This window comes from Geothermobacter hydrogeniphilus, from assembly GCF_002898515.1.
Taxonomy (GTDB): Bacteria; Desulfobacterota; Desulfuromonadia; order Desulfuromonadales; family Geothermobacteraceae; genus Geothermobacter_A.
Genome location: NZ_PPFX01000029.1, coordinates 32208 through 54097, shown reverse-complemented (window position 1 = coordinate 54097; position 21890 = coordinate 32208). Strand labels below are relative to the sequence as shown.

19 protein-coding genes are annotated in these 21890 nt (G+C 61.0%); 14 read left to right on the top strand and 5 right to left on the bottom strand.

Annotated features, from left to right (window positions below; translation table 11 throughout):
• The first annotated feature begins 222 nt into the window (after positions 1-222).
• The 3 genes from C2E25_RS12290 to C2E25_RS12285 are packed head-to-tail and all read left to right on the top strand — an operon-like array spanning position 223 to position 2541.
• Positions 223-693, top strand: coding sequence for an RT0821/Lpp0805 family surface protein (locus tag C2E25_RS12290; protein WP_103116029.1), 471 nt, complete (start codon positions 223-225; stop codon positions 691-693).
• Between the two features lie 47 nt (positions 694-740).
• Positions 741-890 (top strand): hypothetical protein, encoded by a 150-nt coding sequence (locus C2E25_RS17525; protein WP_158247247.1) that lies wholly within the window; start codon positions 741-743, stop codon positions 888-890.
• A 34-nt stretch (positions 891-924) separates the two neighbouring features.
• Positions 925-2541, top strand: coding sequence for a hypothetical protein (locus C2E25_RS12285; RefSeq protein ID WP_103116028.1), 1617 nt, complete (start codon positions 925-927; stop codon positions 2539-2541).
• Between the two features lie 103 nt (positions 2542-2644).
• On the opposite strand, the gene C2E25_RS12280 is transcribed toward C2E25_RS12285, so the two are convergent.
• From C2E25_RS12280 to C2E25_RS12265, 3 genes are all read right to left on the bottom strand, one after another.
• Complete coding sequence (locus C2E25_RS12280; RefSeq protein WP_103116027.1) at positions 2645-4933, bottom strand: HD domain-containing phosphohydrolase; 2289 nt, start codon at positions 4931-4933, stop codon at positions 2645-2647.
• A gap of 381 nt (positions 4934-5314) precedes the next feature.
• A complete protein-coding gene (yidD, locus tag C2E25_RS12270) occupies positions 5315-5713 on the bottom strand; it encodes a membrane protein insertion efficiency factor YidD (RefSeq protein ID WP_103116025.1) in 399 nt (132 codons plus the stop codon).
• Positions 5710-7029 carry a replication-associated recombination protein A gene (locus C2E25_RS12265; RefSeq protein ID WP_103116024.1) on the bottom strand — a complete coding sequence of 440 codons (1320 nt, stop codon included), beginning with the start codon at positions 7027-7029 and terminating at the stop codon, positions 5710-5712. Before C2E25_RS12265 ends, yidD begins: the two co-directional genes overlap by 4 nt.
• A 141-nt stretch (positions 7030-7170) precedes the next feature.
• Here C2E25_RS12265 and C2E25_RS12260 point away from each other — a divergent pair, with 141 nt between their 5' ends.
• The 9 genes from C2E25_RS12260 (at position 7171) to C2E25_RS12220 (ending at position 18681) form a co-directional block, all read left to right on the top strand.
• Positions 7171-8025 carry an NAD(+)/NADH kinase gene (locus C2E25_RS12260; protein WP_103116023.1) on the top strand — a complete coding sequence of 285 codons (855 nt, stop codon included), beginning with the start codon at positions 7171-7173 and terminating at the stop codon, positions 8023-8025.
• Between the two features lie 24 nt (positions 8026-8049).
• Positions 8050-9729, top strand: coding sequence for a DNA repair protein RecN (gene recN, locus C2E25_RS12255; protein WP_103116022.1), 1680 nt, complete (start codon positions 8050-8052; stop codon positions 9727-9729).
• Positions 9730-9734: 5 nt separating this feature from the next.
• Positions 9735-10208, top strand: a complete 474-nt coding sequence (locus C2E25_RS12250) for an N-acetyltransferase (RefSeq protein WP_103116021.1) — start codon at positions 9735-9737, stop codon at positions 10206-10208.
• Between the two features lie 276 nt (positions 10209-10484).
• On the top strand, positions 10485-11354 hold the full coding sequence (locus C2E25_RS12245) for a M23 family metallopeptidase (RefSeq protein ID WP_103116020.1): 870 nt from the start codon (positions 10485-10487) through the stop codon (positions 11352-11354).
• 246 nt (positions 11355-11600) lie between these two features.
• Complete coding sequence (gene secA, locus C2E25_RS12240; protein ID WP_103116019.1) at positions 11601-14285, top strand: preprotein translocase subunit SecA; 2685 nt, start codon at positions 11601-11603, stop codon at positions 14283-14285.
• An 18-nt stretch (positions 14286-14303) separates the two neighbouring features.
• Positions 14304-15641 carry a GAF domain-containing sensor histidine kinase gene (locus C2E25_RS12235; protein ID WP_103116018.1) on the top strand — a complete coding sequence of 446 codons (1338 nt, stop codon included), beginning with the start codon at positions 14304-14306 and terminating at the stop codon, positions 15639-15641.
• Complete coding sequence (argJ, locus tag C2E25_RS12230; RefSeq protein WP_103116017.1) at positions 15631-16818, top strand: bifunctional glutamate N-acetyltransferase/amino-acid acetyltransferase ArgJ; 1188 nt, start codon at positions 15631-15633, stop codon at positions 16816-16818. Before C2E25_RS12235 ends, argJ begins: the two co-directional genes overlap by 11 nt.
• Complete coding sequence (deoC, locus tag C2E25_RS12225) at positions 16799-17500, top strand: deoxyribose-phosphate aldolase (protein WP_103116016.1); 702 nt, start codon at positions 16799-16801, stop codon at positions 17498-17500. Before argJ ends, deoC begins: the two co-directional genes overlap by 20 nt.
• Positions 17497-18681: a phosphopentomutase gene (locus tag C2E25_RS12220; protein WP_103116015.1), complete on the top strand. Its 1185-nt coding sequence runs from the start codon at positions 17497-17499 to the stop codon at positions 18679-18681. Before deoC ends, C2E25_RS12220 begins: the two co-directional genes overlap by 4 nt.
• Positions 18682-18685: 4 nt before the next feature.
• Here C2E25_RS12220 and C2E25_RS12215 read toward each other — a convergent pair whose 3' ends face one another.
• Positions 18686-19453 (bottom strand): PilZ domain-containing protein, encoded by a 768-nt coding sequence (locus tag C2E25_RS12215; protein WP_103116014.1) that lies wholly within the window; start codon positions 19451-19453, stop codon positions 18686-18688.
• 115 nt (positions 19454-19568) lie between these two features.
• On the opposite strand from C2E25_RS12215, the gene C2E25_RS12210 reads away from it, so the two are divergent.
• On the top strand, positions 19569-19946 hold the full coding sequence (locus tag C2E25_RS12210; protein WP_103116013.1) for a DUF2914 domain-containing protein: 378 nt from the start codon (positions 19569-19571) through the stop codon (positions 19944-19946).
• A 98-nt stretch (positions 19947-20044) separates the two neighbouring features.
• On the opposite strand, the gene C2E25_RS12205 is transcribed toward C2E25_RS12210, so the two are convergent.
• A complete protein-coding gene (locus C2E25_RS12205; RefSeq protein ID WP_103116012.1) occupies positions 20045-20473 on the bottom strand; it encodes a MucR family transcriptional regulator in 429 nt (142 codons plus the stop codon).
• A 280-nt stretch (positions 20474-20753) separates the two neighbouring features.
• On the opposite strand from C2E25_RS12205, the gene C2E25_RS12200 reads away from it, so the two are divergent.
• Positions 20754-21797, top strand: a complete 1044-nt coding sequence (locus tag C2E25_RS12200; RefSeq protein ID WP_103116011.1) for a deoxyguanosinetriphosphate triphosphohydrolase — start codon at positions 20754-20756, stop codon at positions 21795-21797.
• The last annotated feature ends 93 nt before the right edge of the window (positions 21798-21890 follow it).

Sequence of the window (21890 nt, the reverse complement as noted above, 5' to 3'; positions counted from 1 at the left end):
AACGCCCCCTCTGGGGGCGCCTTTAAAGCCCCGTCCTCTGGGCGGGGTTTTTTACTTTCCTGATTCAGGATAAAGAAACACCGGCAACGCCCCGACCATTCGGCCGGGGCGTTGCTGCGTCCCGGGCAAAAAAAATCATTTTTTTTGTAAACCTTTTTTCTCCCGTTGCGTCAAAGAGATCAAATGCCGACGATCCCCTGAATGCAGTAAAGGAGAATGCCCATGAAAAAACATCTTGCCTGGTTTCTGTTGCTCGCTTTCGCGCTTGCCGGCTGTGCCCCCGGTACCGGCCCCAAACAACAGGGCGGCACTCTGCTCGGCGCCGGCACCGGCGCTCTGATCGGTTCCGCCTTCGGTCACGGTCACGGTCGCCTGGCGGCGGTTGCCGTCGGTACCCTGGCCGGGGCGATGATCGGCCAGGAAATCGGCCGCAGCCTCGATCAGCAGGACAAGCTGGCCATGGAGCGCACCGCCCAGCAGACCCTGGAAACCCTGCCCAGCAACCAGACCGGTACCTGGCACAACCCGGACAATGACCATTCCGGAACTCTGACTCCGATCCGTACCTACCAGACCGCCCAGGGCACTTATTGTCGGGAATACCGGCAGACGGTGAGGGTTGCCGGGAACGAAGAGAGTGCCTACGGCACGGCCTGTCGGGAACCGGACGGTTCCTGGAAAATCATCAATTGAGCGACCCTCCCCACGAGATTGACAAACCCGAACCAAAGGATAAGAGCATGATGAAACACAAGGTTGTTAAAACCCTGGTTCTGACAGTGACCCTGGCCCTGCTGGCTTTTTCCCTCACCGCCTGCAGTGGCGGCTCCGGCACCACGTCAGATTCGGCGACCGGCACCGCGACTACCCTCAGCGGTACCGCCCAGTAGCATTCCAATCTCACACCCAATGATGGAGATTCCCATGAAGATATTGACCACCCTGGCCCTGGCCCTGTTGCTGCCGATCTATACAGTGACCTCGGCGCTGGCCTTTCCGGCAAACCATGACTACACCGTGCAGCTTTCCACCATTGCCGACAATGGACAGAAGATGGCAGTCGAGCAGGTCAACGCCACCAGCGACGCCGATGGTAAATTGACGTTTCAGTTCAGCCAGGTTCCCGATAAGGGCACAGCGCCTTTCCTGCTGGTCGAGGTGATGGATGCCGCCGGTACAATGCAGGTGGTGCGGCAGGCGATGGTTCCGGCCCCGGCCCCCGGGCAGGCTCTGCAGCTTGGCGTCAATGAAACCAGCCACCGTCAGGCGACGGCCGCCCTGCGTGCCTTTACCGCCGCCGGTCACGCTGATGCCGGGCGGGCCATGTTCGCCCTGATGCTGGTGCCCGGCGGCGCGGTCAGTCCCTCCGACGCCGATGCCTTCGGGCAGTTGGCCGACGATGCCGAGACGACCTTTGAATCCTGGCTCACACAGGCCGGGGTTACCGCCGCCGAAATGGACGCTTTTCGCGCGGAGTTGATGACCGCCATGCAGAACCTGGCGGGAGCCTGCCGTGGCGCGGTGCAGCAGACTGACCCTGTGGTTGCCGCGGGCATGCACGGTACGGCCACCGGTCAATTCATGCAGGCGGTGATTGATGCCGGCACCATGGCCGGTATCGATCCCGAACTGATGGCGACCGCCTTTGACCAGGCCGGTCAGATGATCGACAATTCCCCGCTGACGGACAACCTGTCTCCGTCGGCTCTCGACGCCATGCACGCCAGCTTTATGGTCGATGGTCAGCAGCGGCAGCTGCACGCCGAGATGAGCCATTATCGCGACGCGATGATGGTTGTCGGGGCGACCGCGGAACAGCAGCAGAGCTTCACCGCCGCCATGACCGCCCTGCAGAAAGACCTCTACCAGGCCCGTCATGATTTCCAGATGATTTTCGCCGATCCGACCAACCTTCCCGACCAGGCCACCATCGACCAGGCGCGGTTAGACATGGAAGAGGCCATGCAGGCCGCGTTCGACGCTTTTCACCAGGCGACCACCGCGACCGACACCGCTGTCAGCGGCATGCTTGACGGCATGGCCGGGCAGATGCCGGTGATGAGCGGCGGCATGATGGGGAGCGCTATGATGACCGGCAGCGACCTGGCCGGGATGGGGTTCGGCCGCTGGCAGGTCAGTCCGGATGGGACGACCGGCAACTGGTCGACGATGATGGTGGCCGCCGGCAACCTCATGCCGCAGGTTCCCGGCATGACCTATGTGCCTGATACCACCGCACTGGAAAACCAGCTGGCACAGCTTCCGCCGCTGGCCAGTCCTCCTGTGGCTCCCGACTGGACCCAGCTGGCGGATGGCCCTTACAAGAGCGTGCTGCAACTGCAGTATGACCTGATGCTGGAAAACCTGGTCATGGAGCAGACCCGGGCCGGTATGGCGCAACCCCTCTCGGCTGCGGATCAGGCCCGCTTGAGTGAGTTGCACCACGCCAACCTGCAGGCTATCCACCAGGGGCTGTCGGGCCTCACTGAAACCCGGGCGGACGCCCTGATGACGGTGATGACGCCGCCGCACCTGCTGTAATCCGGCGCGTTCGGAGAACACAACAGGGCCGGATTCCCGTGACGGGGGTCCGGCCCTGTTGTGTTTGCGGGGGATCCTGCCGTGATGGACAGCGGCCCGCCGGTCAATGCACGGTGAGAATCTCACCGCTGGCCAGTCCCGCTTCCTTGCGGGCGACAAACCGGCTGATGTAACCGTTGAGAGCGCCCGAGGTTTCTTCCGGAAGATTGACGAATTCGAGTCCGAAGCCTTCGGGAAGCCCTTGGGCCTGGCGGCCGAGAGGGTTGTTCCAGGCGACCCGACCCTGCAGTTTGAGCAGCTGATCGGGGCTGTCCGGCAGAGCGAAGATGATGTCGATCAGGTTGCCCTCATCAAGACCGGTGTCACTGGCGATGAAGATGCCGCCGTTGCTCAGGTTGGTACTGGTCCCGGAGATGGTGCGGTTGGCCACCTGGCAGGAAACCTGGGTACGGCAGGGAACCCGCACCTTGCGGCGGTCAAGTTTCTTTTCCTCGTCGCCGGAGTTGTCGACCATGCAGATCTTGTTTTCACTGATGTGACAGAACAGGGCATCGACAACCTGCTTGTCGAAGTGGACCAGGCTCTCTTCGGCCAGCAGCTGCAGCGCTTCGTGATAAGGCATCGGGTCGCGGTAATGGCGCTTGGAGGTAATCGCTTCGAAAAAATCGGCGACCGCGATGATGCGGGCTCCCAGCGGTATCTCATTTCCCTTCAGTCCGTTCGGGTAGCCGCTGCCGTCCAGTTTTTCATGATGGGCGCCGACCACCTCGGGAATCTGCCGGTAGATGCCTTCAAAGGGGATTCGCTCCAGGATCTCGCGACTCTTGTCCGGATGGGTGCGGATCAGTGCCTTCTCTTCCGCGTTCAGTTCGCCGTCCTTCTTCAGGATGAAGTCAGGAACCGCCAGTTTGCCGTAGTCGTGCAGCATCGCCGCGATGCGTACCATGTCGGTATAGTCGCTGCCCAGGCCGAGCTGTGTGCAGATGCCGACGGCGTATTCGGTGACCTGCACCGAGTGCCCGGCGGTGAGGAAGTCTCGCGCGTCGATGCTGGCTGCCAGCACCTGGATGACGGACTGGAACTGGGCCGAACGTTCATCCAGCAGGCGGGAGTTCTGCAGGCCGATGCCGATCAGCGGGGCAATCCCTTCGAGCAGTTGCAGGTCGCTTTCAACCAGCAGGCGTTTGGGCGTGCGCAGGTCGAGGGCGAGCATGCCGATCACCTGCTGGTCGCTGATGATCGGACAACAGACAAAGGCGCGGCTGCCGAGGGCGGCAAACCAGCGGCACAGGTTGTGAACCCGGACATCCTGGAACTGACGCACGTCATTGATCAGCAGCCCGCGTTTATTGGCCAGCAGCGGTGCCAGCGGGGTGCGGTCATGGCGGCCGGAGAGGGCCAGGGGGCTTTCCAGGCGCTTCAATTCGGCGGCGTTCAGGCCGAATCCGCAACGGTAGTGCAGCGCCTTGCGCTGACTGTCGGCCAGCAGGATCATGCCGCGGTCGAAATCGAGTTGGTGAGAGAGGATGTCGCTGACCGCCCGCAACAGGTCTTCGCTGTCGCTGCGGCTGCTGATCGCCTGGCCGATTTCACGAGTCAGCTGCAGGTTGAGCAGGCTGGCGTTCGCCTGGTCGACAACCTCTTCGGTGGTGGCCTGCTGATGCTGCAGGTGGCGGCGCAGTTCGTTGCGTTCCAGGGTTCCGCCAAAGGCGGTCATTGCCAGCATGGCGGCCAGCCCCAGCGGCGGCAGGGTGACGGCGGCGACTGGCGGCAGCCAGGGGGCGGCCAGCAGGGAAACGGTCGTCAACACTGCCGCCTGATTCCGTCGCCGTCGCCAGGATTCGGCCGGAGAATCATCCCAGGTCAGCTGGTAATGGCAGTACCGGTCTCCGCGGCGACTGCAGCGGGGATGGGCCAGTCCCGGAGAGCGTTGGTTGAACAGCAGCGCCAGACTTTCGAGAAACCCGCTGTGGTACTGGCAGGACCAGTGATGACTCGGATCGCCGGGGATGGTGATATCCAGGAGATTGCGGCCGGGACTGCGGATGTCCCATTGTTGTCCGGAGAGGGCGGCCTGCTCGCGGATCAGTTTTTCCAGCAGTCGCGTGGGGCCGCCCAGGCCGAGGCCGAGCTGTCGCATCAGTCCCAGTCCTGAACGTCGACCGGCAGCTCGGCCCGCGGCGCGAAGAATCTGCGGGTTGCCGCTGCGGTTCAGCAGCCTGCGGGTGAACAGCGCCATCTGGCGACTGTCAACGGAGCCGCTGTCCGGTGTAATGTGGCAGCTGTGACAGAGTTTTTCGAAATCGATGTCCGGTCGTTCCTCCTGCAGGAACAGCCGGTAGCTTTGCAGCAACGCGGAGTAGTCCCGTTTCAATGGCTTCAGCGACGCCATGAACCCTCCGGGAGATGTTGCAGCAGATCCGGTTCAAAAGGGAGGAAACGAACGGAAAAGAAGGAAAGAGAATCCCTCACCATGCCCGGGGCGGCCTGGCGAAAGACGTGTTTCGAGTCTGGGTGGGGCAACCGGTCCGTGTTCGCCCGCGGCGTCCACGTATCGGCCTTTCCCCGGCGACAGCCGACAACCATCATTGCATCGATTTCTGGGACATTGAATGGAATAAGTAGTCTATGTCCCCCCTCCAACTGTCATTCCGGCCCTGTTCATCGGTGCCGTCAGACAGTCAGATACTCCCGTCACTATAGCGGCCGGCATCCTTCAGAACAAGAAGAAAATGGTCGGACGCAGGGGGTCACATGATGGCCGGTGATGAATTCACCGGGGCCCGGATTCCAGCCAGAAATCATTGTTGCTGACCGGGTCGGCATAGCGCATCCTGCCGCCGACCCGGATCGGATGCCGTTTTTCCCGCGGGTCGTTTTCATGGATCAGCCGATCGACGGTGAGCATGACACCGATCCACGGCCCGTGCCTGGCCAGCGCCTGGCGCGAATAGGCTGAACAGGTCGGGTACATCGGACAGCGGGGGCCGTCGACCGGAGAGATGTAGAGTTGAAAGAAATGCACCGCCTGATCGAAAGGGGAGGTATCATGTTCCGGCTGCCGAGAGGAACCCTTGTGCGTCGGAACTTCCCAGGGCCCCCAGTCGGCGGCAGCGGCCGGTAACGGACAGAACAGCAGCAGCGGCAGCAGCAGGGCGACGAACCTGATCATGAGGATTTCTCGTCCGACGCGCGGCTTTTTTTCAGTTGCTCCAGCCAGGCAAGCCGCTCGCCGATGGTTTTTTCAAAGCCATGTTCGGTCGGCTGGTAGTAGCGGCTGCCGGCAAGGTGTTCGGGCAGATGGCTTTGTGTCACGATCCCCTGTGGATCGTTGTGGGCATACTGGTATCCCGCGCCGTAGCCGAGCTGCTTCATCAACCCGGTCGGGGCGTTGCGGATATGCAGGGGGACCGGCAGAGAACCGCTTTTTCGGACTTCGGCCTGAGCCGCCTTGATGCCGGCGTAGGCGGCGTTGCTTTTCGGCGCGGCGGCCAGGTAGGTGGTCACCTGGGCCAGCGGGATGCGCCCTTCGGGCAGGCCGATGAAGTGGACCGCCTGCTGGGCGGCGACTGCCAACTGCAGGCCACGCGGATCAGCGTTGCCGATATCCTCGCTGGCGAGAATGACCAGGCGACGCGCGATGAAAAGGGGATCTTCCCCCGCTTCGAGCATGCGTGCCAGCCAGTAGAGGGCGGCATCCGGGTCGGACCCGCGGATGCTCTTGATGAAGGCCGAGATGACGTTGTAGTGTTCTTCGGCTCCCTTGTCGTAACGCAGGGTTCGGGTCTGCATCGCCTGTTGCACGGTTGCCGCGTCGATTTCCCGGCAGCCGACGGCGGCCGCTGTTTCGAGCGCGTTGAGGGCCGTGCGCGCGTCACCGTCGGCCTGGCGGCAAAGCAGTTCCCTTGCCTCTTCGGTCAGACTGTATCCCTGGCCACCGAGGCCGCGCGGGTCTTCGAGGGCCCGGTCGAGCAGCCTGCCGATCTCCTCTTCAGGGAGCGGTTCGAGGGTGAAAACCCGGGAGCGCGAGAGCAGGGCGGCGTTGACTTCGAAGGAAGGATTTTCGGTGGTGGCGCCGATGAGGATGATATCACCCTTTTCGACATAGGGGAGAAAGGCGTCCTGCTGTGCCTTGTTGAAACGGTGGATCTCGTCGACGAACAGCACCGTCCGTCGATCGTGAAAGGCACGTTCTTCGCGGGCCCCGGCGACGATCTCACGGATCTCCTTGACGCCCTGCAGAACCGCGGAGAAAAAGACGAAGCGGCTGCTGGTGCTGTTGGCGATCACCTGGGCGAGAGTGGTTTTGCCGACCCCCGGAGGGCCCCAGAGGATCAGGGAACTGATCCGGTCGCTGCTGATCAGTTGGCGCAGCAGCCTGCCGGGGCCGAGCAGGTGCTGTTGACCGACCACTTCATCGAGGTTGCGAGGCCGCAGCCGTTCAGCCAGCGGCGTGCCGCCGGCGGGTGCCTGTTCGAACAGATCCATGAACTATCCCGGGTGACGTGAGGAATCCCAACTTTAGCACAGGGGCCGGGGAGGGACAACCGAATCCTGCGCTAAGTGCCTGAAAGCGATAGACTAATAGTCGCAGCTGTGGTAGTTTTCAAAATTCGTCAAGGAGTTTTCATGAAACGGATCGGTATCTACGCCAAACGCAACCATCCCGACGCGGTGCAGTTGGCCCGCGATGTCTGTCACCATCTGCGGCAGCGCAAGGTCGAGGTTTACCTCGATGAACCGCTGGCCAAAGATATGGGCGAGTCGCAGGGCTACCCGGGGGGATCGATTCCCGCCCTGGTCGACCTGGTGATCGTCCTTGGTGGCGACGGCACCCTGATTTCAGTGGCGCGGCTGGTCGGCGAGATGCGGGTGCCGATCCTCGGGGTTAACCTCGGACGTCTCGGTTTTCTGACCGAAATCACCCGGGACGAGCTCTTCCCGGTGCTGGACCGGGTGATTCGCGGGGATTTCGATGTCTCGAACCGGTTGATGCTCGAAGCGGTGGTGCGGCGCGGCGACAAGGTCGCCGGCCGTTTCCGGATGCTCAACGACGTGGTCATCAACAAGGGGGCGCTGGCGCGGATCATCGACATGGAGACCAGCGTCAACGAGGACTACCTGACCACATTCCGCGCCGATGGTCTGATTATCGCCACTCCTACCGGCACCACGGCCTATAACCTCGCCGCCGGCGGTCCGATCATCTATCCCGGGATCCATTGCCTGGTGGTGACGCCGATCTGTCCGCACATGCTGACCAACCGCCCGATCATCGTCTCCGATGAAGCCCTGGTTCGGGTCGAGGTCAAGTTCCAGGATGAAGAGGTGATGCTGACCGCCGACGGTCAGGTCGGGATGCCGCTTGTCGGCGGTGATGTTGTCGAGGTACGGAAATCACCCCACACCACGCTGCTGATCAAGAGTCCGCATCGTGATTATTTCGAGGTGTTGCGCGCCAAGCTGCATTGGGGCCAGCGTTGATTTCGGGTAGAGGATAACAGTCTCATGCTGACGGAATTGATTATCCGCAACTTTGCCATTATCGACCGGCTTGAGGTCAGTTTCGGTCCCGGTTTCAATGTCCTCACCGGAGAGACCGGAGCGGGGAAGTCGATCATCATCGATGCCGTCGGCCTGCTGCTGGGGGACCGGGCCCGGCCGGAAGTGATCCGCACCGGGGCCGAGGAGGCGACGGTCGAAGGCCTGTTCGATCTGAGCGGCCTGACCGTGGTCAAGGACAGATTGGCCAAAGGCGGGTTTGAGGCCGTGGACGAATTGTTGATCAAGCGGGTGGTCAGCCGATCCGGTAAAAACCGGATTTTTCTCAACGGCTCTCTCGCCCGGCTGTCCCAACTGCAGGACATTGCCGCCGGCCTGGTCAATATTTACGGCCAGCATGAACACCAGCGGCTGCAGAAGACCGATACCCACCTGAAATTTCTCGATCGTTTTGCCGGGCTGGAAAAGGAGCTAGCCGCTTACGCCGACCTGTACAGCCGGGTTGCCGCCTTGCGGCAGCGCCTTGAAGGGATCGACCAGGGAGAGCGGGATCGGCGGCAGCGCATCGATTTTCTCCGTTTTCAGCAGCGCGAAATAGCCGCGGCTGCGTTGCAGCCGGGCGAAGATGAAGAGCTGGAACGGGAACGGCTGCTGCTGCAGCACAGTGAAAAGCTGACCCTGGCCACCGGCGGCGGCTATGAACAGCTCTATGGCCGCAAGGGGGCGGTCTGTGAAATCCTCGACCGGGTCGCTGCCGACCTCGAGGGACTGGCAACGGTTGACTCCCAGCTGGGAGAACTGGCGGACACGGTTCGCGGCAGCCTCTATCAGCTTGAGGATGTTGCCGTTCAGCTGCGCGGTTTTGCCGGTCGTCTCAATTTTGAACCGGGACGTCAGAATGAGGTTGAAGAGCGGCTGGCCCAGATCGCGGCGCTGAAACGCAAGTACGCGCCGACCATCGAGGAGATTCTCGCCGGTCAGGTCCGTATCGAGGCCGAGTTGGCCGAACTGACCGATGCCGACACCACCCGTGAGGGATTGCTCACCCAGCTGACGGAGGCGCGTCAGGCTCTGCAGAAGGCCGGGGACGGGCTCTCCCGCAAGCGTCAGGCGGCGGCCAGGAAACTGGCCTCAGGGGTGATGCGCGAACTGGCCGACCTGGCATTGCCGAAGGCACGGTTCGAGTGTCACTTCATTGCCCTTGAAGAGCCGGGGCCGTTCGGCCTGGAGCGGATGGAGTTCTATCTGGCCCCGAATCCCGGGGAGGATATGCGGCCCCTGGCCTGGATCGCTTCGGGAGGGGAACTGTCACGCATCATGCTGGCGATCAAGCGTATCGCGCCCGATGCCGATGGCGTCTCGACGCTGATTTTCGACGAGGTCGATGCCGGCATCGGTGGCGCCGCGGCGAGCAGTGTCGGGGCCAAGCTGCAGCAGGTCGCCGACCAGGCTCAGGTGCTGTGCATTACCCATCTGCCGCAGGTCGCCGCTTTCGGTGATGCTCATTACCGTGTTGAGAAGATGGTTGACAACGGCCGGACCTTCACCGCTCTGGTCGCATTGAAGGGAGAAACCCGGGTGAGGGAAATGGCCCGCATGCTCGGCGGCGCCCGGATCACCGAGCGCACCCTCGAACATGCACGGGAAATGATCGAGAGCGGTCAGAACTTGGCAGGGAAGGGTTGAATCCAATGGTTAGAAAAGCCGTTATTGCCGATGCCCCGGTTATCCACCAACTGCTCAATACCTACGCCGGCGACGGTCTGATGTTGTCGGCTTCCTTGGCGGAGATCTACGAGTATATCCGCAGTTTTTATGTCTACGTGCAGCAGGATCGGGTTGTCGGCACGGTCAGACTGCAGATCTGCTGGGAAGATCTGGCTGAGATTCGTTCCCTGGCAGTCGCGGAAGAGGCCACCGGACACGGGGTTGGCCGGCAACTGGTTGAAGCCTGTCTGCAGGAAGCACGCGATCTCGGTCTGCCGCAGGTTTTCGCCCTGACCTACAAGGTTGGTTTTTTTACCCGCCTCGGATTCAACGAGATCGACAAGGCGCGACTGCCGCAGAAAATCTGGCGGGATTGTATCAAGTGCGCCAAGTTTCCTGAATGCGATGAAACGGCGGTCAGCCTGTCGCTTTCCCCGGGGAAACCACCGGTTTCTTGACAGAAACTGCCCGACAACGGTATTAATGAGCCCGAATCGCCGGGTTCGGTGTCGGTTTGACGGCATCCGTTATTGCCCTGGCCGGGTTTTCGGAGAGCGCCGACAGTTTTGTCGGTGTCCCGTGGATTCAGGGAAATTCTATTCCGGTCAAGTCGTTGTGTTGCTCATCCCGACTGGACGTTGGGTTTTTCCGGTGTCGCAGCGGGGTTGGCCGGGACTTCCGGCCTGAAGATTGCAGATGCATTCATTTTATTTGGCGTCTGACAGGAGAGATTATTGGCTTCCAAGCGTTTTACCATCCTGGTTATTCCCGAAGGGTCCCACCGGGTTCGCCGTTACTGCGTTCGCAGTGGCTGGTTGAGGTCGCTGGCGGTCGCGGCCGGGGTAGCGGTTCTTGGTGTCGCCCTGTTGACTTACGGTTATCTGCGGAATCGCTACGATGCGGCGGAACTGGCGCGCCTGCGCACCACCAACCTGCAGCAGCAGGTCGAGTTGGCGCGGCTTTCCGGCGAACTCGACCTGCTCAACCGGGACGTTGTGCTGCTCGCGCAGAATGACGCGCAGGTCAGGGTGATGGCTAAGTTGACTTCTGCAAAAACCAACGTTCTCAGTGGTATCGGCGGACCGCCCGACGCTGAGACCCGTCCCCGTTTTTCCGAATTGCAGCGCCAGATCGACGAGGTGCGTCAGCAGATCGATCTCCGTCGCCAGAGCCAGGAGGAGATCCAGGCGGTCCTTAACGACCAGCGTTCCCTGCTGGCCTCAAAGCCGCAGGGATGGCCGGTCAAGGGATGGATTACGTCGCTTTTCGGCATGCGCAAATCCCCCTTTACCGGGCGCCGCAAGATGCATGAAGGGCTTGATATCGCATCAAACACCGGCACCCCGGTCCATGCCACCGCCGACGGCATCGTGGCCCGTGCCGAAACCGTACCGGGTTATGGAAAGCTGGTGGTGATCGACCACGGCTACGGCTATCGCACCTACTACGGTCATAATTCCAGGCTCTATGTCAAGGTCGGCCAACGGGTCCGGCGCGGTGATCGCATTGCCGCGGTCGGCAATACCGGCACATCCACCGGGTCGCATGTCCATTACGAGGTGCGGCGCAACGGTGTGCCGCTCAATCCCCGCAAATACCTCTGATCGATCATGAGCTGTCGACACCTGATGGGCTCCGGAATTCCGGGGCCTTTTTTACTTTTCGAGTCTTGTCGAAGAACTCCTTGCGTCTTGTGAGCGGGGGGTTGCTGTGGTAGAATTCACCGCTTTTCGCCCCGTGTGACGGGGATTATACTTAATCCCTGAATCCGTGAGCCCATTGCCGGTGAGTAGCCCTTGCACTCTTTATTCGGCATGAGCCAACGGATTCAGGTTGTCAGGAGTAACGCTATGATTGGCGCTTTGGTTAAAAAGGTGGTCGGCAGCAAGAATGAACGGACGATCAAGAGGATGCAGCCGCAGGTCGACCTGATCAACAGTCTCGAACCCCGGATGCAGGCTCTCGACGATGAACAGCTGCGGGGCAAGACCGCGGAGTTCAAGCAGCGGCTGGAGCAGGGAGAGCCCCTCGACGATCTGCTGCCGGAGGCCTTCGCCGTGGTTCGCGAGGCCGCGGTAAGGGTTCTCGGCATGCGTCACTTTGATGTCCAGCTGGTCGGCGGCATGGTGCTGCACCAGGGCAAGATCGCCGAAATGAAAACCGGTGAAGGCAAGACCCTGGTGGCCACCCTGCCGAGTTATCTCAATGCCCTGACCGGCAGGGGGGTCCATGTTGTCACGGTCAACGATTACCTGGCGAAACGTGACTCCGAATGGATGGGCCAGGTCCACCGTTTTCTCGGTCTCAGGGTCGGCTGTATTGTCCACGGTCTCAATGAACAGCAGCGCCAGGAAGCCTATGGCTGTGATGTCACCTACGGCACCAACAACGAGTTCGGGTTCGACTACCTGCGTGACAACATGAAGTTCGCCCTGGAGGATTATGTCCAGCGCGAGCATCATTTCGCCATTGTCGATGAGGTCGACTCGATTCTGATCGATGAGGCGCGGACGCCGCTGATCATCTCCGGACCATCCGAGACGTCGAGCGAACTCTACTACAGCGTCAACCGCATCATCCCGAGTCTCAAGAAGGGCGAGATGATCGAGCATCGCGACGGCAAGATCGGCCAGTCGGTCAAAGAGTACACCGGCGATTACACTGTTGATGAAAAAGCCAAGGCCGCCTCGTTGACTGAAGAGGGGGTCGCCAAGGTCGAAAAACTGCTCGGGGTCGACAATCTCTACGAGCCGGGCAATATCGAAATCCTTCACCATGTCAACCAGGCCCTCAAGGCGCACGCGCTCTTCAAGCGGGATGTCGACTATGTGGTCAAGGACGGTGAAGTGCAGATCGTCGACGAGTTCACCGGACGGCTGATGCCGGGAAGGCGCTGGAGCGACGGTCTGCACCAGGCAGTCGAAGCCAAGGAAGGGGTAAAGATCGAGAGCGAGAACCAGACCCTGGCGACCATCACCTTCCAGAACTATTTCCGGATGTACGAAAAGCTCTCCGGGATGACCGGTACCGCCGACACCGAAGCGGCCGAGTTTCAGGAGATCTACAAGCTCGACGTGGTGGTGGTCCCGACCAACCGGCCGATGCAGCGCAAGGATCAGCCGGATGTCATCTACAAGACCGAGAAGGACAAGTTCAACGCGGTGGTGGAGGATATCAGGCGCTGTCATGAAAAGGGACAGCCGGTACTGGTCGGTACGATTTCGATCGAGAATTCCGAGCGCCTTCACGAACTGCTGAAAAAGAAGGGCGTGCCGCACAATGTCCTCAACGCCAAGCACCATGAGCAGGAGGCGTACATTGTCGCCCAGGCGGGCCGCAAGGGGGCGGTGACCATCGCCACCAACATGGCGGGCCGCGGTACCGATATCGTTCTCGGCGGCAATCCCGAGATGCTTGCCCGCCGTCAGGCCCAGGACGCTGAGGATTTTGAGCAGGCCTTTGCCGAAGCACTGGAGCATTTCAAGCCGATCTGCGCCGCGGAAAGAGAAGCGGTACTCGCCGCCGGCGGTCTCTACATCCTCGGTACCGAACGCCATGAGTCGCGCCGTATCGACAATCAGCTGCGCGGCCGTTCGGGACGCCAGGGCGACCCGGGGGAAAGCCGCTTCTATCTCGGTCTTGATGACGACCTGCTGCGTATTTTCGGCTCCGAGCGGGTTGCCTACGTGATGGACAAGCTGAAGATTCCCGAGGGCGAGCCGATCGAGCACGGCATGATTTCCAAGGCGATCGAGAACGCGCAGAAGAAGGTCGAGGCGCACAACTTCGAGATCCGGAAACACCTGATCGAATATGACGATGTTATGAACCGCCAGCGCGAGGTGATCTACCAGCAGCGTCGCGAGGTGCTGGCCGGCGAGAATATCCGTGAAACGGTCGACGGAATCGTCACCGAGATGGTGCAGGATATGATCGACGCTTTCTGCCCGGACAAGGTCCAGGCGCCCGACTGGAACTGGAAAAGCCTGATCGACGACTGTCATGCTCAGTTCTTCCTCCGGCCGACCCTGCCCGAGCCGACTCCCGACCTGACCCGTGAACAGCTCGAAGAAGTCCTGATCGAGCAGGCCCGGCAGCGGCTTGATGAAAAGCGCGATGATTTCACGCCGCCGGTTTTCGATCACCTGATGAAGGTTCTGCTGCTGCAGTCGATTGACAGCCAGTGGAAGGACCACCTGCTGTCCATCGATTACCTGAAGGAAGGTATCGGGCTGCGCGGTTACGGGCAGAAGAATCCCAAGGAAGAGTACAAGCGGGAAGCCTACGAGCTGTTCATGGAGATGATGGGGCGGATCCGCCAGGAAGTGGTGCAGAAACTCTTCCGCGTGCAGCTGGTGCGAGAAGAGGAAGTCGAGAAGATGGAGCAGGAAGAGCGCCGGCAACGTCTCGCCATCGGTCGCACGGGCGGTCCGGCGCCGGCGGCGAGAACGCCGAAAGTCAATCCGGAGAAGATCGGCCGCAACGAGCCCTGTCCCTGCGGCAGCGGCAAGAAATATAAAAAATGTTGCGGCTGACCCGGTACGGGGGCCGTCGTGAGCTCGGCTGACTCCCGGGATGAGGGCACCTCCCGGGCCTACCAGGCCCTGGTCACCGGAGAAGCCGAGGCCCGCGGGCATCTGGAAGACCTGCTGCTGATGCGCCATGCCGCCGAGGCGGCGCATTCCAGTCCCGATCTGGCGAGTTATCTCGATGCCCTGGTCGAACGGATCATGGCGGCGGTCGGGGTGCGTCACTGTTCACTGATGCTTTGTGACGACACCGGCTGTCTACGCATTGCGGCCGCCCGTGGCCTGCCGCCTGAAGTGATCGCCGAAACCCGGCTGGCTCCCGGCGAGGGCATTGCCGGTCACGTGCTGGCGACGGGGGAGCCGCTGCTGATTCCCGACCTGGATGCCGACGACCGGTTCGGCAACCGCAACGATTTCGATCATTACCTTTCCCGTTCACTGCTGTCGGTGCCGTTGGTCTGCCGCGGGCAGGTTCGGGGTGTGCTCAATGTCACTAACAAGCAGGACGACGTTCCCTTCGGCAGCATCGATCTGCATCTGCTCAATGGCGTGGCCTACCAGGCGATGCTGGCCCTGGAGAATTTTCGCCTGGTCGCCGAACTGCAGCAGTCCCGTACCGAACTGGAACGCAGCAATGTCCGGCTGCAGCAGTTGCTGCGCGGCCGTTCCCGTCTTGTCTGCAACCTGTCCCACGAACTGAAGACGCCGCTGACTTCGGTCCTCGGCTATGTCGATCTGGCCCTGAATCATTTCGACCAGCTCGATGTCGAGGAACTGCGGGCCTATCTGCAGCGGGTGCATGGCGAGGGGCTGCAGATGAAGCAGCTGATCAACGACATGCTGACCCTGTTCAGCCTGGAAAGCGGTTTCGGGCGCTGGGAGGAGCAGCCGGTCGATGTTGCCGGGATACTTGCCGGGGAACTGCGGCGACGACGGGACGACATCGAGCGGATGCGGTTGCAGTTGGAATATCATCGTCCCGCCGAACTGCCGGAAGTCCTGGCGGACCCGGACCGCCTGAGTTACCTGCTGGCGGCCCTGGTCGACAACGCGATAAAATTCAATTGTCCGGGCGGGCTGCTTGAAGTCCGACTGCGGCCGCTGGAGGGTGGGCTGGAGTTGCATGTTTTCAACCAGGGCACCCGGGTGCCGCCGGAGGCGGCCGATGTTATATTTGAACAATATACCCAGCTCGGAGATATCACGTCGGGCAAGCCGCCGGGGGTCGGTATCGGTCTGGCGATCTGTCGCGCCATCGTTGATCGTCTCGGCGGTTCGATTCAGCTGGCCCCCCGGGGAGACGATGGGACCGGCGTGGTGGTCCGGTTCCCCCGACAGGAGAGATTGAAAGATGAAAAATAACCAGGCTCCCCGGGTGCGGGGATTCAAATTCGCTTTCCGGCCGGCCGGTATCAAGTCGTCCGCAAAGGCCGATCTCGGACTGATCTATTCCGAAGTTCCGGCCGCCTGCGCCGGAGTTTTCACCCGTAATCAGGTGGTTGCCGCCCCGGTTGTGATTTCCCGCCCCCGGATTGCCGGGGGGCGTTGCCAGGCGGTTGTCGTCAACAGCGGCAATGCCAATGCCTGCACCGGCGACCGGGGAATCAGGGATGCCCTGCGTATGACGGAACTCACGGCCCACACCCTCGGGCTGTCTGAGGATCTCGTGGTTGTTTCTTCGACCGGTGTTATCGGCCAGACTCTGCCGATGGCCAGGCTGGAAAAGCATATTCCCCTGCTTGGGTCGGAGCTTGTCGCCGACGGTGCCGAGGGATTGGCCGAAGCCATCCGCACCACCGATTCCTTTGCCAAGCTTTCCTGGCGGGAGCTGGATGGCTGCCGTGTCCTCGGTATTGCCAAAGGGGCGGGGATGATTCACCCGAACATGGCAACCATGCTCGGTTTCGTGGTCAGTGATGCGCGGATTGATGCCGCGTTGCTGCAGCAACTGCTGGTGGCGGCGGTCGACCGTAGCTTCAATGCCATAACCGTCGATGGAGATACCTCGACCAACGATATGGTTCTGGTCCTGGCCAACGGGCAGGGAGAAGGGGATGTCATTCTCCCCGGCAGCTCGGCTGCCGAACAGTTTTCGGAGGCCCTTAAGGCGGTGCTGCTTGATCTGGCTAAAATGATCGTGCGGGATGGTGAGGGGGCGACCAAACTGGTGGAAATTGCCGTGCGTGGCGCGGAAAGTGAAGCGGACGCGCGCGCCGCGGCACGCAGCATCGCCACATCGAGTCTTGTCAAAACAGCCTTTTTCGGGGAAGACGCCAACTGGGGACGGATCATCGCCGCGGCCGGCTATTCCGAAGCGCGAGTCGATCCGAACCGGGTGGCAATCGATTTCGACCGGGTTCCGGTGGTTCGCGCCGGCGTAAGCACCGGTGCCGAACGGGAGGCCGAGGCGAGCGAAGTCCTCAGGCGGACAGAGTTCCGGGTCACCGTCGACCTCGGTCTGGGCGCGGGCTGCTTCAGCTATTACACCTCCGATTTGACCTATGATTACGTCAAGATCAATGCCGATTACCGCACCTGACGGCCGTTCGTTCAGGGGGAACCCGGCAGCCTGTATCGACCATACCCTGCTCAAGGCCGAGACAACCGAGCGGCAGATTCAGCAGCTCTGTGAGGAGGCGGTCGAATATGGCTTTGCCGCGGTCTGTGTGCCTCCCTGCCATGTCCGTTTCAGTGCGGCCACCCTCTACGGAACCGAAGTCGCGGTTGCCACGGTGGCTGGTTTTCCCCTCGGCTATGTCGAAACCGCGAGCAAACAGCACGAGGCCGCGCGGGCGGTCAATGCCGGTGCGCGGGAAATCGACATGGTGATCAACCAGGGCTGGGCGGCGACGGGTGATTTCGCCCGTGTCGAGGAAGAGATCCGGGCGGTGGTGCGGGCGGTTCCCGGGACGTGCGTCAAGGTCATCATCGAATGCTGCAATTTCGGCCGGGAGGCGAAGTCACGCCTGGTCGAGGCGGCGGTCGCGGCCGGTGCCCGCTATGTCAAGACCTCGACCGGCTTTGCCGCCTCCGGCGCCACCGTTGAGGATGTCCGGCTGCTGGCCGCCGTCGCGGACGGTCGCGTCGGGGTCAAGGCCGCCGGCGGTATCCGCAGTCTTGAGGACTGCCAGGCGATGCTTGTCGCGGGGGCCACCCGTATCGGCAGTTCCAGCGGGGTCGCCATCGTTGAACAGTGGCTGCGGACAGAGGGGCTGTCGTGAGTCCCCCCTTTCGCCGGGTGCTGATCGTGGTCCTCGACGGGGTGGGGGTTGGTGCTCTGCCCGATGCCGACGCCTACGGTGATGCCGGGGCCAATACCCTGTTGCACGTTCTGCAGCGTTCACCCTCTTTGCGGCTGCCGAACTTCGAGCGTTTCGGCCTCGGGCGCCTGTTGCCCGGTGCCGGACTGGTGTCGGGAGAAGGGCTGGCCGCCTGCGGGCGGATGGCCGAAAAGGCGGCGGGCAAGGATTCAACCGCGGGTCACTGGGAGCTGATGGGGGTGACCCTGGAACAGCCTCTGCCGACTTACCCGCAGGGTTTTCCCGAAGAAATCATCTCGGCGTTCACCGCCGCCACCGGGCTGGCGGTCCTCGGCAACCGGGCCGCCAGTGGCACCGACATTATCCGTGAACTCGGTGAGGAGCATCTGCGCAGCGGTCTGCCGATTATCTATACCAGCAGTGACTCGGTTTTTCAGATCGCTGCCCATGAAGAGGTCATCCCGGTCGAAAAACTGTACGACCTCTGCCGGAAGGCGCGGGAACTACTCAATCCCTATCGTGTCGGGCGGGTTATTGCCCGACCCTTCACGGGCCGGGGCGCTGACGGTTTCCGGCGGACAGCCGGGCGTCATGATTTTTCCTTGCCACCGATTGCTCCGACGCTGCTTGACCGCCTGCAGCAGGCGGGCGTGCCGGTCATCGGAATCGGCAAAATCGGCGACCTGTTCGCCGGCCGTGGTCTGGACGAGTCGTTGACAACTACGAGCAACGCTGACGGGATGGCCGCTACGCTTGAATGCCTGGAGCGTGTCGACAACGGGCTGATGATTGTCAACCTGGTCGATTTCGATATGCTCTGGGGGCACCGGTTGGATGTTTCCGGTTTCGCCGACGGACTGGCGGCGGTCGATGCCTGGTTGCCGCAATTGACCGCCCGCCTGCGCTCTGATGACTTGTTGCTGATAACCGCTGATCACGGTTGTGATCCGACCACGCCGGGCACCGATCACAGCCGTGAGTATGTTCCGTTGCTGGCATGGTTTCCCGACCTGCGGCCGGATATCGATCTGGGGACCCGTGCCGGCTTTGCTGATGTCGCCGCAACAGTGGGTGAGTCTCTCGGCTGTACCTGTCCGGCAGGCCGGAGCTTTTTGCCGGAGTTGAGAGCGGGGAGGAATTGACGGTTCAGGGGACGAGGCCCGGAGAGGGCCGGGCTGACCGGCTGCGAAGCATCCCGAGATCCAGCTCGGCGCCGCGTCGGCCTTCACTCAGTTCTCCCAGCAGCCGCTGTTCGAGAAAGGCTTCGAGCTGGCGACGGGTTTCATCGCTGAGGTCGGCAAATTCCAGACCGACTCCCTGGCGATAATTGTTTTCGGGACGCGGTTCCATGCGGTAGACAACCCGGCCGGGAAGTTCCAGTTCGCGGTTCATCCCCAGCAGCGGGAAGACAACCTGGAACTGGTCCTGGGGTTCAAGCCGGTAGCTGGTCTTGATGAACATCCCCCGGGTGCTGATACTGAGAACTTCCGCCAGTTCAGAGGTGTTGTCCCGGCAGACCATCCCGGGAATCCTGACTTCCATGCGCAGATTGCGGCGGGGATGTTTTTCAAGGTGTTTCTGGACCAGTTCAAAGAGGGCGAAAATATCGATAGGAACGTCCAGGCCAACCCACGGTTTCGGGATGGTCGGACCGCTGGGCCGGCCGAGGACAACCAGCGGCAGCCCGGTTTTCCGAATTTGTTCCCGCAACTGCTGTCGCAGCAGATCTTCAGCTGCGGCCAGCATGCCGTCGCCGATCAGGATGAACTCGGGATTGCTGCCGTTGAGCAGCTCTTCGAACTCCCCGACTCGGGACGTGACCAGCACCCGGTAACCCCAGTGCTTGAGGATAATTTCGAGCGTTCCCAGCAGATCGGGGCTGGTGGCGCCGAGCAGAATTCGTTTCATGGACATGGCAACCCTTCGTGCAGTGAATGTAAAGGATTATCCGCCGGTTGGCAAGCTCTTGGGCTATTCGCCGGTGACAAGCTCACTGATTCTGGATTAATTCAGACAAAGGAGATGAAAGATGAAGAAAATGATGATTGTTCTTACCCTGTTGCTGTTGTTGCCGTCCCTCGGGTGGGGGCTTGAGGTCGTCGAAGGAGTTGTCGGGACCGGCGTCGAACAGCGTCAACCGGTCGGGGTGGCCGATCATTTTCCGGCTGACATCGGGCGGGTCTACTGCTTTACCCGGGTGCGGGGCGCTGTCGGCGATGATGAGATTACCCATGTCTGGTTGAAGCAGGGAAGGGAGATGGCGCGGGTCACGTTGGCGGTTCGTTCCGACAACTGGCGGACATGGTCCTCGAAACAGGTCCTGCCCGAGTGGCGGGGCGCCTGGATGGTCAAGGTCCTGGACGGGGCCGGCAATGAGTTGGCCAGCATCTCCTTCGATCTGGAGTAACAGCCGGTTGCCGGATCGGGATGGAAACAGCGGCGGGGCGCCTATATCGGACGCCCCGCCGCGTGTGTTTTAAAGACTGCGGAGAAGTGCAGTCGTGGTTATTTTTTGCGGGTCTTGCGGCCCTTGGCAGCGCGGGCTTTCGCCAGGTTGTCAGCCAGTCCGCGGTCAATGGCCATCTGACGGCGTTTCTCGGAATAATTTTTTGCCGCCAGCGGCTGGGAACGGGGGATGTCGAACTGCTTACGGTAATCTCCCGGCGTCATGTCGTGCTTGGTGCGCAGGTGGCGTGCCAGCGTTTTCATCCCTTCACCGCAGATCATGCAGTAGACCTTGTCGCGGCCGAACGCTTTCTTGCGGGTGACCGCCGGAGCGTTTTCGTCGGCTTCGGCATTTTCTCCCCCGGCGGCGAGGCCCTGCAGCGCCTTGTGGATTTCGGACAGGGAAACCACCATTTCTTCAGTTGACATGGAGCGGGAGGTTGCCTGGGCTTCAACCAGGTCTTTTGCCATTTGCAACAGTTCGGACATTGTTTTTCTCCTTCTTTATCAGTTTTTCTGCCATTGATTGATTGCAGAGTGGCAATACTAATACAATATTCAGGCTGTAAATCAAGTCTTTTTGGGCTTTTTGGTTGTTTTTTTCTTGAATTGGTTATAATTGCACCGTATCTTTTGGGTGCCCATCCCGGTTAATTACATTCAACTCCAGGCATTTGGGAATGAACGGCAATACAATTGCCTCAACAGCGACGTTACGAGTGCGCCTGCCGGGTCGTTCTCGGGTTCACAAGAAACAGATTCAGTGAGTATGATGGTTGTAAGAACCCTGATTGAACATAAAGAGCAACAGACCCTGTCTTCAGTCGCGTGCCGGAGCAGCATGAGCCGTGGCCGAAAGATCGAGGAAGATCCCTGCCCCGTTCGAACGGTTTTTCAGGTTGATCGTGACCGGATTCTTCATTGTAAAGCCTTTCGCCGGCTTAAATATAAAACCCAGGTGTTCCTGTCCCCGGAGGGAGACCATTATCGCACCCGTTTGACTCATACTCTTGAAGTTTCGCAGGTTGCCCGAACAATTTCTCGCGCTCTTGGCCTCAATGAGGATCTGACCGAAGCCATTGCGCTCGGCCATGACCTTGGCCATACTCCTTTCGGTCACGCCGGTGAAAGGGTTCTTAACCGGCTGGTTCCCGGCGGTTTCAAGCATGTCGGACAGAGTGTCAGGGTGGTCGAGATTCTGGAAAAAGAAGGTCGCGGATTGAACCTGACCCGGGAAGTGATTGACGGCATTGCTCGTCATTCGAAGGGGAGCGGTCCGCTTCAGGCGCCTGAAGCGGCAGACCGCCCGGCGACCCGCGAAGGTGAGGCGGTTCGGCTGGCCGACATTATCGCCTACGTCAACCATGATCTTGATGACGCCCTGCGGGGAGGCCTGGTGCGTTCGTCCGATATCCCGCCGGAATTGACGGCGGTTCTGGGCCGGCGAAACAGTGAACGCATCGGTGTTCTGGTCGGTGACGTGATCGATACCTCTCTGAACGCCGGTGGAAAAATCGTGACCCTTTCGCCGGATTTTGCCGAAGCGGTGCTGGCGCTGCGTGATTGGTTGGACGAACATGTCTATCGTGCCCCTGGTGTTGATCGTGAATTTGACAAGGCGGCACGTATTATCGAGGAGCTGTTCGGTTATTTCCTGGCTCATCCGGATCAGTTCGAGGTCTTCGGACATTCCCGGCGCCCCGACGAGCCGTTGGAAACGGCGGCGGCTGATTTTATCGCCGGCATGACCGACCGTTTTGCCTTGAATCTCTACCGTAAACTGTTTTTTCCCGTGCCCTGGAAACCCTTCTAAGGGTGCATAACTGCTTGGATTTTTGCCCTTTGTCGACTTGACATGGGGAATGTCGTGCGCTACCTTTGACCCATTGTCGAGGTTCTGTCGGCG

Bases quoted from the DNA above. Each gene is read 5' to 3' on its own strand.
- C2E25_RS12290 (WP_103116029.1), top strand. From the start codon at position 223: ATGAAAAAACATCTTGCCTGGTTTCTGTTGCTCGCTTTCGCGCTTGCC.
- C2E25_RS17525 (WP_158247247.1), top strand. From the start codon at position 741: ATGATGAAACACAAGGTTGTTAAAACCCTGGTTCTGACAGTGACCCTG.
- C2E25_RS12285 (WP_103116028.1), top strand. From the start codon at position 925: ATGAAGATATTGACCACCCTGGCCCTGGCCCTGTTGCTGCCGATCTAT.
- C2E25_RS12280 (WP_103116027.1), bottom strand. From the start codon at position 4,933: ATGGCGTCGCTGAAGCCATTGAAACGGGACTACTCCGCGTTGCTGCAA.
- yidD (WP_103116025.1), bottom strand. From the start codon at position 5,713: ATGATCAGGTTCGTCGCCCTGCTGCTGCCGCTGCTGCTGTTCTGTCCG.
- C2E25_RS12265 (WP_103116024.1), bottom strand. From the start codon at position 7,029: ATGGATCTGTTCGAACAGGCACCCGCCGGCGGCACGCCGCTGGCTGAA.
- C2E25_RS12260 (WP_103116023.1), top strand. From the start codon at position 7,171: ATGAAACGGATCGGTATCTACGCCAAACGCAACCATCCCGACGCGGTG.
- recN (WP_103116022.1), top strand. From the start codon at position 8,050: ATGCTGACGGAATTGATTATCCGCAACTTTGCCATTATCGACCGGCTT.
- C2E25_RS12250 (WP_103116021.1), top strand. From the start codon at position 9,735: ATGGTTAGAAAAGCCGTTATTGCCGATGCCCCGGTTATCCACCAACTG.
- secA (WP_103116019.1), top strand. From the start codon at position 11,601: ATGATTGGCGCTTTGGTTAAAAAGGTGGTCGGCAGCAAGAATGAACGG.
- argJ (WP_103116017.1), top strand. From the start codon at position 15,631: ATGAAAAATAACCAGGCTCCCCGGGTGCGGGGATTCAAATTCGCTTTC.
- deoC (WP_103116016.1), top strand. From the start codon at position 16,799: ATGCCGATTACCGCACCTGACGGCCGTTCGTTCAGGGGGAACCCGGCA.
- C2E25_RS12215 (WP_103116014.1), bottom strand. From the start codon at position 19,453: ATGTCCATGAAACGAATTCTGCTCGGCGCCACCAGCCCCGATCTGCTG.
- C2E25_RS12210 (WP_103116013.1), top strand. From the start codon at position 19,569: ATGAAGAAAATGATGATTGTTCTTACCCTGTTGCTGTTGTTGCCGTCC.
- C2E25_RS12205 (WP_103116012.1), bottom strand. From the start codon at position 20,473: ATGTCCGAACTGTTGCAAATGGCAAAAGACCTGGTTGAAGCCCAGGCA.
- C2E25_RS12200 (WP_103116011.1), top strand. From the start codon at position 20,754: ATGATGGTTGTAAGAACCCTGATTGAACATAAAGAGCAACAGACCCTG.